The 14,627-nt window shown below is 56.7% G+C and carries 8 protein-coding genes and 2 pseudogenes; 3 read left to right on the forward strand and 7 right to left on the reverse strand.

Annotation, left to right across the window (positions count from 1 at the left end; all coding sequences use genetic code 11):
• Nucleotides 1-1,633, reverse strand: a 1,633-nt coding sequence (locus PMI28_RS02770; RefSeq protein WP_007991876.1) for a DUF6531 domain-containing protein, incomplete at its 3' end; no start/stop codon positions are given.
• Between the two features lie 248 nt (nucleotides 1,634-1,881).
• Here PMI28_RS02770 and PMI28_RS02765 point away from each other — a divergent pair.
• Nucleotides 1,882-2,577 carry an HAD-IA family hydrolase gene (locus PMI28_RS02765; protein ID WP_007991878.1) on the forward strand — a complete coding sequence of 232 codons (696 nt, stop codon included), beginning with the start codon at nucleotides 1,882-1,884 and terminating at the stop codon, nucleotides 2,575-2,577.
• 120 nt (nucleotides 2,578-2,697) lie between these two features.
• Here the strand turns inward: PMI28_RS02765 and PMI28_RS02760 are convergent, their stop codons facing one another.
• Nucleotides 2,698-3,444, reverse strand: a complete 747-nt coding sequence (locus tag PMI28_RS02760; RefSeq protein ID WP_007991880.1) for a 3-oxoacyl-ACP reductase family protein — start codon at nucleotides 3,442-3,444, stop codon at nucleotides 2,698-2,700.
• 44 nt (nucleotides 3,445-3,488) lie between these two features.
• Nucleotides 3,489-4,150: pseudogene (locus PMI28_RS02755) on the reverse strand (IS5 family transposase); the annotation flags it as partial.
• Nucleotides 4,151-4,669: 519 nt separating this feature from the next.
• Between PMI28_RS02755 and PMI28_RS0128950 the strand changes: the two are divergent.
• Nucleotides 4,670-5,164: pseudogene (locus tag PMI28_RS0128950) on the forward strand (transposase); the annotation flags it as partial.
• A gap of 158 nt (nucleotides 5,165-5,322) precedes the next feature.
• On the opposite strand, the gene ltrA reads toward PMI28_RS0128950, so the two are convergent.
• The 4 genes from ltrA to PMI28_RS02730 form a co-directional block, all read right to left on the reverse strand.
• Nucleotides 5,323-6,984 carry a group II intron reverse transcriptase/maturase gene (gene ltrA / locus PMI28_RS02745; protein WP_007991886.1) on the reverse strand — a complete coding sequence of 554 codons (1,662 nt, stop codon included), beginning with the start codon at nucleotides 6,982-6,984 and terminating at the stop codon, nucleotides 5,323-5,325.
• A gap of 696 nt (nucleotides 6,985-7,680) precedes the next feature.
• Nucleotides 7,681-8,055, reverse strand: a complete 375-nt coding sequence (locus PMI28_RS02740) for a hypothetical protein (RefSeq protein ID WP_007991888.1) — start codon at nucleotides 8,053-8,055, stop codon at nucleotides 7,681-7,683.
• Complete coding sequence (locus PMI28_RS02735) at nucleotides 8,055-8,597, reverse strand: tetratricopeptide repeat protein (protein ID WP_007991890.1); 543 nt, start codon at nucleotides 8,595-8,597, stop codon at nucleotides 8,055-8,057. The genes PMI28_RS02740 and PMI28_RS02735 overlap by 1 nt, the downstream gene beginning before the upstream one ends.
• A 25-nt stretch (nucleotides 8,598-8,622) precedes the next feature.
• Nucleotides 8,623-9,807, reverse strand: coding sequence for a tetratricopeptide repeat protein (locus PMI28_RS02730; RefSeq protein ID WP_007991892.1), 1,185 nt, complete (start codon nucleotides 9,805-9,807; stop codon nucleotides 8,623-8,625).
• 248 nt (nucleotides 9,808-10,055) lie between these two features.
• Here PMI28_RS02730 and PMI28_RS02725 point away from each other — a divergent pair.
• Nucleotides 10,056-14,627, forward strand: a 4,572-nt coding sequence (locus tag PMI28_RS02725; protein ID WP_007991893.1) for an RHS repeat protein, incomplete at its 3' end; no start/stop codon positions are given.

The raw sequence follows: 14,627 nt of genomic DNA on the forward strand, positions 1-14,627 counted from the left end.
CCTCGCCGAGGTAGATCGCCGCCCGCGACAGGCTGTTGTGAATCACCGGACGCGCCGCGGTCGGTCGCGGAAACGGCGTGCGACGGTTTTCGGCGTCGATCCACAGCAGCTGTTCGCCGTCGAGTTCCAGGCGCTGCGACAGCGAATGGCTCCAGCCAAAACCCAGGCCGCAATCGAGTTCGACGGCGCTGGTGCGGTACAGACGGGTGAAGTCGAACGGCAGAATCCCGTCGAGGGTGCCGTCGGTCAGGGTCAGCAGTTCTTCGCCGGTGACCATCGACACCGGGCATTTATTAGTCGCCGTGCGCTCGACGGTGTCGGCGCTGTCGCCGTTGGGGTTTTTCGCCTGGCTCGAAACATCATCCCGATGTTCATGCCTGCCGAGGCGGGTACTGGCGCCGGACTTTTTTCGAGCGATGGCCACCGGGTTTTGTACCTGTACAACCGGTGTATCCGTTGCGCTGATCAGCAATGGAACCGCAGGAGCAGGTCTCAGCGGCGCATTGCGGGCGCTGACCATCAACGGCTTGAGCGCGCCAGCGTGAGTGCTCAGGTCGGATCGCGTCGTCAGTTCTGCCAGTCGCAGGCTGGCTGCTGCCAACCAGCGGCGTGCGCGTGCGGATTTGATCCTGTTCAGCACTTTGGTGCTCAAACCAAGCTTCAGGCCCGCAGGCCCGGTCAGGCAGGCCAGCAGGAAGCCGATCAGGATCTCCGTACGTATTTGCGCCACGACTTCTGCGATGTACTGCGGCGGGAACAGCTTCAGCCAACTGGTGAAGGCGGCCAGATAAATGAACATCAGCGGCTCGTCGCCGAGCACCAGCAACAGATTGGCGATGGCCTCGGAGGACGCGTTCAACAACGTCGCCAGTTCTGCTTCGGTCAGATACTCAAGGAGCTTTTCGCTATTGGCTTGCAGGTCAGCGACCAGCGCATAGACCTGCTTTATGTCATCCCACAATCCATGCAGCGATTTCTCGAAACCATGCCAATCGGCCCGCTGCAACGTGCGGTAGCGCTCTTTGAAATCCCCCCCGGAAAACTCTGCCCACAAAGGTTGGAATTCCGTCTCCCACTCGTTGCGCAACCAGCCTTCCAGGTCGCCGACCACGTCCTGATAGGAGTCGTAAAGCGCTTTGACGTGAGCAGCGGAAACGTTGGGGTAGAAGGTGATGCGATGGCGTTGGCCGCGCCAGCAATCGGGGATTTCAAGGATGCCGCTGGGGCCGATGGTTGCGTGAATTGGCGCGCCATACTGCGGTTCACCCTGACCTTCATTGAGCAACGGTTCGATCTTCACCGGTGTGTTGCCGATAGGCACGAAACGCGCGGCTTCGAACATATGCACCAGCGTCAGGGGACCGCTGGCAGGGCATGTGGCGACGGTCGAGCTGACGGGAGTGGTGGAGTGTTTCGGTGCGCTGAGCCGGACTTCGTTGCCGACCGTGAACACCTGCTCGACCTCCAGCATCCGGCCGGTCCAGAAGCTTTCGGCCCAAGCTTCGTAATTGTTGAGGCAGAGACGAAAATCCCCGAGCAACGCTTCGAAATCCGGCTGCTCGGGGTTCATGGCTGCGACCACCAACAGGCCGATGGTGTTGTTCAGGGCCAAAACCTTTTGGGGATCGAACATTTGCAGTCTTTCGCTTGGCGGAATGTGGAGCGCGAAACTCTGCGGGGGATCTGCAAGGAAAGAAGTCGGGAAAGGTGGCGCTTGGTGTAGGGCAATTCGCTAAATCACGGAGAACCATTCGGCGTGGATCGGGATTTCATCGTTGCTCTATGCCAGCGGCGCTCGCTATGCTGCTGAATCCTTTAATCCATCCGGGCATTGGCCGTACGCGGGGTGCCCGGGATGCCTTAGAAAACGGATCAGATGCGATGAATGCACCACTGAAGGCATTCGGCCCGATCAAGGCCGTGATTTTCGATATGGACGGCTTGTTGCTGGACACCGAGGGCATCTACACCGAAGTCACGTCCATCATTGCCGCGCGTTACGGCCGAACGTTCGACTGGAGCATCAAGCAGAACATCATTGGCCGGGGCGCAGGGGAACTGGCGCGCTATGTGGTTGAAGCGCTCGACCTGCCGATTACCGCCGAAGAGTTTCTGGTGGTCCGCGAGCCGCTGATGCGCGAGCGTTTTCCTACAGCGCAAGCGATGCCTGGCGCACAGGAGCTGGTACGGCATCTGAAGGCCAACAACATTCCCATTGCCGTGGGTACCAGTTCTTCGAGCCAGTCGTTCGGTCAGAAAACCACCTTGCATCGCGACTGGTTCGCCTTGTTCGATTTCATCGTCACCGCCGATGACCCCGAAGTGGGCGCGGCCAAACCGGCACCGGATATCTTCTTGACGGCTGCACGGCGTCTGGGCATTGCGCCCGAGGATTGCCTGGTGTTCGAGGATTCGCCCTTTGGTGTCACCGCGGCGAAAGCGGCGGGGATGACGGCGATTGCGATTCCGGATGCGGCAATGGCCGACGCAAAGTACGCACATGCCGATGGCATTCTTCGTACGTTGAAGGCGTTCGAGCCGGGCGCTTTTGGTTTGCCGGCGCTTGAGTGGGCCTGACGAAAGAAAGAGTGGGAGCGGGCTTGCTCGCGAAGGCGGTGTGCCAGGCAACATTGATGTCGTCTGATTCACCGCCTTCGCGAGCAAGCCCGCTCCCACATTTGGTTTGCGTTCAACGCATCAGGCGCCGAAACCACCGTCGATGGTCAGGCTGGCCCCTGTGATGTAGCCGGCTTCAGGGCTGACGAGGTAGGCGACGAAGCTGGCGATTTCTTCGGCCTTGCCGTAACGGCCCACGGCCATCAACGGAATCAGGCTTTCCGCAAAGTCACCGTGGGCCGGGTTCATGTCGGTGTCGACCGGACCCGGTTGCACGTTGTTGATGGTGATGCCTTGCGGGCCGAGATCACGGGCCAGGCCTTTGGTCAGGCCGACCAGCGCCGACTTGCTCATGGCGTACGGGCCGCCACCGGCGAAGGGCATGCGATCGGCGTTGGTGCTGCCGATGTTGATGATGCGTCCGCCTTCGGTCATGTGTTTGGCGGCAGCCTGGGTGGCGATGAACACGCTGCGTACGTTGATGGCCAGGGTCTGGTCGAAGTCTTCAAGCTTGAAGTCGGCCAGCGGAGCAACGGCCAGTACGCCAGCATTGTTGACCAGGATATCCAGGCGACCGAACGTTTCTACCGTAGCGGACACAGCACCGCGAATCGCGTCGGCGTCGGCGCTGTCGGCCTTGATGGCCAGGGCCTTGCCGCCCTTGGCGGTGATGCTGTCTTGCAGTTCTTCAGCTTTGGCTGCCGAGCTGACATAAGTGAAGGCAACGGTCGCGCCTTCAGCAGCCAGGCGCTTGACGATGGCTGCGCCGATGCCGCGGGAACCACCTTGAATCAATGCCACTTTACCGCTGAGGTTCTGAGTAGTCATGTCGATCTCCAAGTCCCGAGGCGAGATGTCCCGGTTGATGGAGCCTAGTATCTGTACGAAAAGTAATGTCGTAAACACCGCATGGCGCAGGCCAACGAGACCATCGCGGCATAACTTTTCGCAAGCTTGTCGAAACGCGTAACGATGCGGCGGCTCTCTTTCAACCAGCCGAACATGCGCTCAATGATATTGCGCTGCCGGTACTTGTGACGATCAAACAGTCTCGGCAACCCCGGCTTAGGTTTACGCTTCATGCTGCGCAGAGGAATCACCGGCTGCATCCGATACCGGTCGCAGTAGCGGCGCAAAGCTTCGGCGTCATAGCCTTTATCGGCCAACAACCATCGGTAGCGTTTGCGAGGTCGACTGCGCAAGCTTGGTATGTACGCCTCATCCAGCAACGGCTGGGCATAAGCGATGTCACTGGCTTGCCCGCCCGACAATAGAAGTTTCAGTGGTACGCCGTTGGCATCGCACAGCATGTGGATTTTGGTGGTCAGGCCGCCCCGGCTTCGTCCGAGCGCGTGATCTTGCGGTTCTTCAGGCCCCCTTTTTTCCCTGCACCAGAAGAGGCCCGGGTTGCGCGTACTGCCGTGGAGTCAATCATCCAGGTTTGCAGATCAATTAACCCTTGCTCATTGAGCTTGATGTGAAGCCGCTTGAGCATCTGGTCAAACGTTCCGCGATTACTACGCCAGTCACGGTACGGAAATTTGGAGCCGGGTAGCCGTGAAAGAAGGGTTGACGCTTTCCCAAGGCTTCACTACTGAACTTTTATTCACATCAGTAATCATCATGATTGTGCTCAGCGAATTGAACTACAGATTTGTCGAGGTTCCATTGCGACGGAGAGGTGCCGAGATAGCACGTCAGAAGATGGAGAGCGTTTTCACCGATGGCGTGGCCAGCAACCACCACGCAAAAACAAGGACGCAGCGGAAAGAATTTTCGTAATCAGAAAAGTGAACGGATTATCTATAGACGACTAATGGAATAGTCGAAAACTACTGACAAAATAAATCCCGCTTCGGCGGGCTTTATGCGCTTTACATATTTGTTCTGATTGCGAATGTGGGGAGCGCAATATTGAGAATGGCTACTTCTGGCCGATTCTGTTGAAAAAGTAGCTCCCCTGTCTGGCCTGCGGCAAAATCGTCGCATCGGCCAGCAGGGAAGCACGCAGCATGATGGGACAGTTATCGAGTGGGCAGGAACGGCTGTTTTACTCGTTCATCGCTGGTTCTGCCGGTTGAGCCTTGAAGATGAAGTCCCCAATCACTCGACCTTTTCCAAAAAACGACACGGCCGTTTTCGGGGCAGCGACCTGTTTCGCTGGCTGCTCAATGAAGTTCTGCGTCGCTGCATCGACGCAGGTCTGGTCCAGGGTGAAGGCTTTGCCGTGGACGCCAGCATCATCAAAGCGGATGCCAGTCGACAGCGTGGCGTATCGGGTGATGAGCAGGTCAACTGGAGCGATCCGCCCCTGAGCACCCTCGCCGTGCGTGAGTACCTTGAGGCACTCGATGAGGAGACCCTGGCCGAAACACTCCCGAAGCGTTTGTCACTGACTGATCCTCAGGCCCGCTGGACGGCCGCTCCGGGCGGCCCAGCGTTCTACGCTTACTCCACGAATTATCTGATCGATACCGAGCACGGTGTCATCTTGGATGTGGAACCCACACCAGCTCATCGCACGGCTGAGGTCGAGAGCAGCGTAACGAGCCCGCAAACAGCCAGTTCGAGCGCCCAAGTGCACATGGCCGGATCTGTTTGTCGGGTAGTCAGACGCGGTTGCCCGCGTCCAACCCCCTAAGAACCGTGCATGCGAGTTTCCCAGCACACGGCTCAAGCCTCTGCTAAGGCGCCATTGGCACCCGGTTATACATCGTCGACATTGGCAAATTGCACATCCCTTGGGCACCGCAGGTGGTAGATCTCAAGATTAGCTGCAGCGTCCGTCCCGCCATGACCTAGCTTCACAATATGGCGACTGTGCCACGGTGTTTCTTTGGTCACCGGCTTGAAGCAGGCGCAGCACCTGCCGCCCTGTTGCACCCATATCCGATACAACTTGGCTCGACCTTTTACGGAAGTGAGCATCCTCTTGCCCCAGCGGGACTCGAAGTACTCATCCCACACAGGGTCGTGAGGGTTGGCAGAGGCCTTAATCTTGATATGTCGCACAATCGGCGTGTCTGAGGCGTCTATTAGCGTGTACTGACGCTTCCGACCATCGGCGGATTTTTCAGTACACGAAAACACCCAACGACGCGCCCCTTGTACTTTGAAATACCGATCCTTTACCCATCGGCGTGCCTTGCGAGGGTGGCGACGTACCGCCCATCGCCAAAGCATTTCCCACACAGCGCTGTCCACCTGGTTGAAGACCTTCTTCGCGACGACATGACTGTGATAGTTTGCCCAACCCCGTAAAACCGGGTTGAGCAAACCTATCAAGTTCGCCTGTCGTATCGTTTTGTTGGTCTTGATCAACTCTCGCAGCTTGGTAAGGAGAGCCCCAATGTTCGCCTTGGACGGCTTGATCAGGAGCTTGCCGTTGTACTTGCGCAGGTTCCATCCGAGGAAGTCGAACCCGTCCCCTATGTGCGTTATTTTGGTTTTTTCCGGAGAGAGGACAAGTCCACGCTCTGCCAGAAATTCAACCACGGCCGGCCTGACTTCATTCTCTAGCCACTCTTTCGAACAACCAGTGATGATGAAGTCGTCTGCATAACGCACCATCTGCATTTTTCGGGCTGTCCACTTCGCGTTGGGAAACCTCTTCGCCAGCATCGCTTCCAACCCATCCAGCGTCATGTTCGCCAACACCGGGGATATGATGCCTCCCTGCGGGGTTCCTGCGTGGCTGGGGAATAGCTGATTTTGGTAGACATAACCGGCCTGGAGCCATTTCTGCAAAATCGCCTTATCCATAGGGATGTTGGCGATCAACCAGTCATGGCTGATGTTGTCGAAACAGCCTTGAATGTCGCCCTCTAACACCCACTCCGCGTTTGCTTTTCGTGACAGCACACCAAAGCACTGCGCGGCGGCATCCGCAGTTGAGCGTTCCGGCCTGAATCCATAAGAGTTCGGGTCGGCGGTGGTTTCCGCTATCGGTTCCAGAGCCAGCAAATGAAGCGCCTGCATGGCTCGGCATTTCATCGCGGGAATTCCGAGAGGTCTAGTCTTACCGTTTTTCTTCGGAATGAGGACTCTCCGAAGCGGAAGCGGCGAGTAGCCTCGCCGCTTCAACGACTCTATCGCACCGATCTTGGCCCTAGGCGTATTCCAAGTGACCTTGTCCACACCGGGGGTATTTTTGCCTTTGTTTTCAGACACACGTTTCACGGCTAAAGCTTTGCCGCTAAACGAGTGAGTCAGCAGCCATTGCAAGGCTCTTGCCTTGTTATGCCTACCGTCTTGTACAGCCTTCACAATACGCGCTTGCAGCCCTTTGACACGACGTTGCACGGCGATCCAATCGATGCCGTCCCACGACGTGCCGGAAGGTGCACACGTCAATGCTGCTGCGTTCATTTGCTCTCCTTCCGTTGAAAGGGTTCTACCTACTCTCGTGTGAAGAGAGACCATGAGGACGTCTGCCCGCTTTCGCGTGAAGTGATGTTTCAACCTCTATCCAACCCATTACAGGATGGCGTTCGCTTTTTCCTCGTTCCTTCGCCCGCACCGCCATGGGCAGTTTTTACAAACGGCTTTCCCTGACGGGAGCGATACGGGATTTCCACGTTCCGCCTACTGAAGTGCGTCGGGTTAGGTGCCTGCTATCGACCGGGAGGCATGTGGGTCACGAGTGCGTAGTCGAAAGACGCAATTCCCACCTCCATTACCGTTTTGGTTCGAGCGTGTAAGCCATTTCCGCTCGCTCAACTTAACGATCGTTGCGCAGATTCACATGTGTTCACCATACCGACTATCTAGCACTTGTCCGGCTATGGCTGCCAGAAGGGTACGCCTCTCACGATTGGTACCCCGCACCTACGGTGCCTCGTTCCATTGTCGAAGGCGCTCTTGATTCAGCCTTCTAGATTCACCCGGTGACACGGGTGGTTCCCGCCGGGGGGAACAACTTCATTAAGCGACTTCGTGTCGCACCTCGACCCAGTTATTGTCGATGGGTACTGCACCGTCATCAAGCCACTGTAACGGCCTCGACTATAAGGTGTCGCTAATAGAGTCTGAAAAGCTGGTTTACTGACTCATCGAAGCTTCAAATCAGGGGCCGGGCGACACCATCCGATCAACAATTCCGTAAATGGCTTTTTCCAGCTGTTGATTTTCCAACATGGTTTCAGCAATTTTTTTTGATATGTTGCCGAATTCAGGATGCTCCAGAATGCTGTCACCAAATTCCCAAAGCAGGATCTCTTGCACCGTAATCACTGGTGCCGTTTCATGGAAGTTCTCGGTATTTTTTTTGAGGTCTTGAAGGCGGCTTTGCAAGTGTGCACGCAGCACTTCAAGGTCTTTCGCACCTTTTTTGACGTTGACTGCGTTTGGGCTGTTTGCTGTACTCGATGTCACTCGGTCTTTAGGCTTGGCCAGCGCGGCCAGGACTTTGGATAGGCGAGTCGAATCGATTTTGTTCATCAGGGAGTCTCGAAAGCGTCGCGATAAGCGCCAAGGAACACGGCGGGTTCGGCCATATTGGGACTTTTGAGAGAGGGGGAAGCTGAAAGACTTGCCAGTACCCGCTCCATATCAGCCTTCAATGCCGGGTTGGGACAATCTATCAGGCCCTGAGTCAGCCGGGCGATCGCATTCTCTGTGTTTTCATTGAGCAACTCCAGATATGCGCTTGAGAATTCCCGTAAGCTCATATCTCGCGATGTTCTCAGGAGTGAGTCGAATGCGTCGCGGGACTCATCCATCTTTGATAGCTGAAGACTCAGCAAGCCCAATTGGAAGCGTGCGATATCCATTTCGGGATTGAGTTCAAGTGCGTCGATCATTTCCGCATGCGCTCGTTCCAGCAGGCCAATCTCGGCGTGTTCGGCGGCACGAAAATAGTGTACGGCAGCATTTTTCGGCTCTAGCTCAAGTGCCGTGTTTAGATAATTCAGTGCCGCGTGGTGGTCATCGTTCTGACTGGCATTGATAGCCAAGTGCAAATATTCCGATGCGTCCAGCATGTTGAACCTCCCCGTGTACGATGACTTAGTGTTGGTCTGGATGACGGTCTGGGACTTTGTTCTGGTGGGTTTGTAGCCAGTTTTCCATCAGGATTCGACCGGTGACGCTGCTGTCGGGCCTGGTCCGGTCAAGGACTCGATCGATCACCTGGGCTGCTTTTTCTGGCTGGCCTGCTTCTTGAAGCAGGAGGGCCTCGGCGTACTGGGCCGACAAGCCGCCGGGATTGAGCTTGAGCGCGCGGCGAATACCTTTTTTGGCGCGATCCTTCATCCCATCCATGATATCGACAATCGCCAGTCCGCCATGGGTCTCGCCAAAGGTACGGTCCAGCGCATAAGAGCATTCGAGTGCTTCGCGCGCTCGAATGCTGTCCCTGCGCAGAATGTAGATCCAGGCCAGAAGATGCCAGGTACCGATATGGTCAGGCATGAACTGAACCGCTGTTTTGAGATGTCCTTCAGCCTGTTCGAATTCCAGCTCGTTGAATTCCAGTCGAGCCAGTCCGGACCATGCTCGGCCGCATTCAGGATGTGCAGTGACAGTGTGAAGCCAGGCGTTGCGTGATGCGGTGATGTTGTTTTGTTCGAAGTGGACCGAGGCGCAGGCGATCAACGCGTCGAGTTGATCAGGATCGTCGGCCAGCGTCTCGTGCGCTGTGATCAATGCCGGGGAGTAGTTGTCGTTCTCGTACTGCAGCAGGGCAAGTAGGCCGCGTATGTCGGTATCTTCCGGTTCTTGCTGTCGGGCTCGAACAATCAGTACCTCGGCCTGTTCGGTTTCTTCCAATTGATGCAGTGCGCGTGCATGCATCATCAACAAGGAGGCAGGGCTTTGTGGGTCATTGCTCAGGCGTGAAAGCAGCGCATGGGTTGATGCATAGTCGCCACTGTGAAAATGGCCAAAGGCGGTGTTGAAGATAACGGCCGAATGCTCGATTCCACCCTCGATTGCCTTATCACCGAAGGTGCCCGCTGCCGCATATTGACCGGCTTGCAATGAAACGTGTGCCGCCAGCGCACATACGTTGGGCTCTTCGATCGCTTGGGTTTTTATATGATCGATCAGTTGCTGGCCATAAAAGATGTCGCCAAGGTCGATGGCCAATGACAGGGCATCAACAAGTAGCGACAAGTTGGTTGGATCATGTCCAAGGAAAGCGAGCAGACGCGCCAAGCGATTGTGTTCAGCGGACGTGTTATCAGTGGCCATGAATGGATTCTTTGTCGGCGATCGGAAAGTAATGAGGCGGTTCTGCCGAGCGATTATTGCCTTGATGAGCGCTGCCTGTCATGCGTTAACAACTGATTTCAACGCCTCATAAAATATTTTCTATTACCCCTAAACTTTTTCCAAAAACCGAGCATAAGCACTGACAGTAGCGCTGCTTGGCCGTTTGGGCGGGCAGCAGTTTTTTGAGCCGCGCGGTCGGCTCAGCTTCGTCGGGGGTTAAGGAAATTATGGTCGCCATCGTCGCCGGTAATGGATTAGGGCTGTTCAATGCTTCGTTGAATTCGCTGGGGGGTAGCGGCGTGGGTGGCCAGGGTAACCTGGGGCAAGCCGGGGGGCAGGCGCTGGTTAATGTCAGTAACGGGAACCTGGTGCTGCGCTATACCGACGAGCAACTTTCCGGTCTGGGGCAGGATTTACTGCACACCCGCACCTACAACACCCAAGGTGGTTTGAGCGACGGGGATGTCGATGGCTGGCGTTGGGATGGCGAGCGCAGTCTGTTATTGACCGGCACCGTGAACACGCCCGGTAGCCAGGTGACCCGTACGACTGGCGATGGCCATCAGACCGTCTATCAATGGAACGGCAGTCGATATCAATCGACTGAAGGCGATGGTGCTCATGACACCGTTACCTGGGATGCTGACGCCGGTCAAATGGTCTGGACCGACGGCTCGCGACGCCTCGTCGAGCGCTACGACAACAATGGCAAGCTGCTGTCGGTCACCGATGCTAACGGCACTCAAATAAACTATGGCTACGGTGCCAATGGGCGCCTGAACACAGTCAAGGACAGCTCCGGCCAGGAACTGGTGCTGAACTACAATGCGTCAGGAAAGCTCAATCGCGTTGATACGCGCAGCGCCGCGGGCGGCGCGCTGACTCAGCAGGTTTATTACGGGTATGACGCCCAGGGCCGGCTGATTAATGTCAGCACTGATCTGAGCCCGGTGGACAACAGTATTGTCGATGGCAACGTCTACAGCACCGACTATACCTATGACGCCGCCAGCTTCCGCATCGCCAGTGTTGTGCAAAGTGACGGAACCTCGGCCAGTTTCACCTACCAGTTGCTTAACGGCGAGTACCGAATCAAGACGGTTACCGATAATTCGGGTACCACCACGTTCAGTTACGACATCGCTAACAGGCGTACGGATGTGCTTAATGGCTTAGGCCAGCAGTGGAGCTACATCTACGATGCAAGTGACCGATTGATCGAAGTGCAAACTCCGGCGGTCAATGGTCAACGCCTGTCCACGCGCTATGCCTACGACCTGGATGGCAACGTTATCAAAATCACTGATGGGCGCGGCAACGCCGTCACCTATCAGTACGATGCGAACGGTAATGCTCTGCTGGAACGAGATGCGACGGGCGCCACTGTTGCTCGTACTTACAACGCTGATAACCAGCTGCTAAATGAAATCCGCTACAGCGCGACAGCGATCCTGAACAGCACCACCGGGCTTTGGACGGAGCCGCCAGCCAGTACCGCCCAGGTCACCCGATTGATCTACGACAGTGATAATCGGGTGCGCTTTGCCGTCGACGGGCGCGGTCAGGTCACGGAGTACCGCTATAACCCCGAAGGGCTGAGAGTTCAGGAAATCAGCTACGGTGATGCGTTGTTCACGTTGACTGGGCTCACGCCGCAAGCAGTACTGACAGAATCGCAGCTGGTGACCTGGACAGGCGCGCGAAACCGAATCCGTTCGACCCTTACCGAGCTGAGTTATGACTACCGGGGCAACCTGAGCCGTCGGGTAACTTACGGCGCGGTCAATGCTGCCGGCGTGGGTACGCTAGATAGCAGTAGAAACGTAACTGAATATATTTATAGCCAGTATGGCCAGTTGTTGCAGACGCTCGTAGCGCGCGGGGCGGACCGTAGCCGGAAAATTACCCTGAGTTCGGTAGTCTACGACGGCCAAGGCCGTGTGATTAGTCAGACCGACTCGGCCGGCACCCGGACCACCGCCTATAACGGTACCAACCGCACAGTGGTGGTCACCAACAGTGCTGGTTTGACCGTTACGCAAACCTACGACGGCAAAGGTCAATTGCTCAGCCTGACGCAAACGGCAGCAGGCCAGACACCGCGCTCCACTTCGTATGTTTATGATGCCGCCGGCCGCCAGATTATGGTCCAGGATGCGACGGGCGTGCGCAGCTATACGTTTTACGATGAGGCTGGTCGGGTCAGTGCGTTGGTCGATGGCGTCGGAGCGGTCATCGAGTACAGTTACAACGCTGCCGGGCAGCGAGTCCAGGAAAAACGTTACGCTACCCTGGTCGATACCGCAGCCTGGTACAACGGTACCGCGGTGCTCAAAAAACTGGTTGGCGAAGTTCGTCCGGTGAGCACTTCTGCTGATCGCCTGACTACTTTGTCTTATGACAATGCAGGTCGACTGAGTACCAATGCAGATGCCAGCGGAACGCTGACCACCTTCACTTATGACGGTCAAGGCCAACTGATCAAGCAGCAGACTGGTGACCGCACAACGCGATTTTTCTATGACGCCAGTGGGCACCAGAGTGGCCAGCTGGATGCTGAAGGCTATCTACGTGAAAACCGTTATGACGCAACAGGTCGGCTGACGCAAAGCATTCGCTACGCAAGCGTGACTTTGGTCGCCAATCGGGCCAGCGGTACCCTCGGCGATTTGCGCCAACCCTCTGCCGGTGATCTGTCGAGTTGGAATTACTACGATACGGCCGGTCGGCAAATCGGCAGCGTCGATGACAAACAGTTCGTCACCGAAACGGTGTACGACGAAGCGACCAACACTCAAAAAACGGTTCGTTATGCCACGGCCTATACCGCGGCGATTTCAGATGCGACGGTATTTTCAACGATCAAGACCGTAGTGGCTGCGGGTGCAGTACAAATAGCTACCACGGCTTTTGATGATCAAGGGCGTGTGGCTCGGCGTGTCGCCATCGATGGCACGACCACTGCGTATGAGTACGATTCGGCTGGCCGACTGGTGCGTGAAATCCAAGCCCAGGGAAGCACCGAGGAGCGCAGTACCCGCACCCGTTATGACGCCTTTGGACAAACCATTGGCAAGCTGCTCGGTGAAGCTTCGGCACGCATAACGACCGGCATGAGCGACAATGAAGTTGCTGCGATTTATGCGCAGTATGGCCTGACCTATCGGTATGACGCAGCTGGACGGGTGGCCAGTGCCAGTGATGCATTGGGTAATCGGACGTTGTCCTACTATGACGCAGCGGGGCGCCTGACTCACGTTGTCAATGCGTTGGGTGAGGTTAGTGAGACGGTATATAGCAGCTTTGGCGAAGCCCGCGAGCGTACTGATTTCACAGGGCGATTGAGCGCCGCAGACAATGCCACATTGTCGGGTGGTGTGTTGAATGCCCAGGTGAAAACCCTGGTGCAGGCGATCCGTAACGCGGCCAGTGACAATCGGCGTGTGTATGACTATGACAATCGTGGCCTGCTGACGTCCACGACCGACGCCCTGGGGTACGTGACCCGTAATGGTTATAACGCCTTCGGTAATCTAACGTCCGTCACTCGTACAATTTCCACGGGTAGCACCGTCATCAGCAACACCACTTACAACAAGCGTGGTGAGCAGATAGGCCGTATCGAAGATGTCGGCGGTTTGGCGCGCAGCAGCACCACTGCCTACGATGCCTTCGGCCGGGTGATCAGCCAGACCGATGGCCGGGGACTGAGCAGCACCACCACCTATGCCAGTAATGGTCGAGTGATTACCCTCAAGAACCCACTCGACCAGGGACAAACCACCGAGTACGACGCCTTTGGCCGAGTGCTCAAGCAAATCGATGCGCTGGGTAAAATCACCACCTACGCCTACAACGACAGCGCGCGCAGTCTGACCGTGACCACCCCCGACGGGGTCAGTGTGGTAACCATAAAGAACCGTCATGGCCAGACCCTGACGGTTACCAATGGAACCGGTGCGGTGACCCGTTTCAGCTACAACAAGGACGGCCAACTCATCACCAACCAGGATGGCCTGAACCAGGTCACCACTAATACTTATGACGCGGCCGGGCGGCTGCTCACGGTGACTGACGCTCTGGGTCAGATCACCCGTTACGGCTACGACGCCGGCAATCGCGTGCTGACTCGCACCGATGCTAACAACAGCGTGACCCGCTATAGCTTTGACGGCCAGGGTCGCCAAGTGCGGGTAATCGACGCCGAAGGTAAGGGCGAGCAGCGCATTACCGACTACGCCTACGACCGTAAAGGCCAGCTACTCAAGGTCACCCAGGACCCCAACGGCCTGAAACTTGCCACCAGCTACAGTTATGACGGCCTTGGCCAGCAAGTGCAGGTGATGCGCGGTACTGTGGCCAGCCCAAACCAGCAGATCACCCTGTACGAATTCGACAAACTGGGCCGGCGCATCAGTGAACGCCAAGACCCGAGCGGGCTGAACCTGACCACCCAGTATCGCTACAACGGCAACGACCAGGTCACGCGCAAGATCGATGCTGCGGGCAACAGCACCTTTTATGTCTACGACGCCGCCGGCCGCTTGAGCTCTACCGTCGATGCCCTGGGTTATGTCAGCGAGAACAAGTACGACAACAATGGCCAGGTGATCGAGACGGTGCGCTATGCCAAACCGATCAAGATACCAACGGTCGGCAGCAGCGATGGCCGGACGCTCTCCATGGGCGGCGACACCCGCATGTTGACCGCCCTGGAAAAAATCGCCATCGATCCGGCCAGGACCTACACGGTGCGCGTCAAGCTGCGCCAGTTGACGGGGGAAGGCGTTATCCATGCC

The sequence above is a fragment of the Pseudomonas sp. GM48 genome, from assembly GCF_000282335.1.
Taxonomy (GTDB): Bacteria; Pseudomonadota; Gammaproteobacteria; order Pseudomonadales; family Pseudomonadaceae; genus Aquipseudomonas.

Coding starts and splice junctions, on each gene's coding strand:
- PMI28_RS02765 (WP_007991878.1), top strand. CDS start 1,882: ATGAATGCACCACTGAAGGCATTCGGCCCGATCAAGGCCGTGATTTTC.
- PMI28_RS02760 (WP_007991880.1), bottom strand. CDS start 3,444: ATGACTACTCAGAACCTCAGCGGTAAAGTGGCATTGATTCAAGGTGGT.
- ltrA (WP_007991886.1), bottom strand. CDS start 6,984: ATGAACGCAGCAGCATTGACGTGTGCACCTTCCGGCACGTCGTGGGAC.
- PMI28_RS02740 (WP_007991888.1), bottom strand. CDS start 8,055: ATGAACAAAATCGATTCGACTCGCCTATCCAAAGTCCTGGCCGCGCTG.
- PMI28_RS02735 (WP_007991890.1), bottom strand. CDS start 8,597: ATGCTGGACGCATCGGAATATTTGCACTTGGCTATCAATGCCAGTCAG.
- PMI28_RS02730 (WP_007991892.1), bottom strand. CDS start 9,807: ATGGCCACTGATAACACGTCCGCTGAACACAATCGCTTGGCGCGTCTG.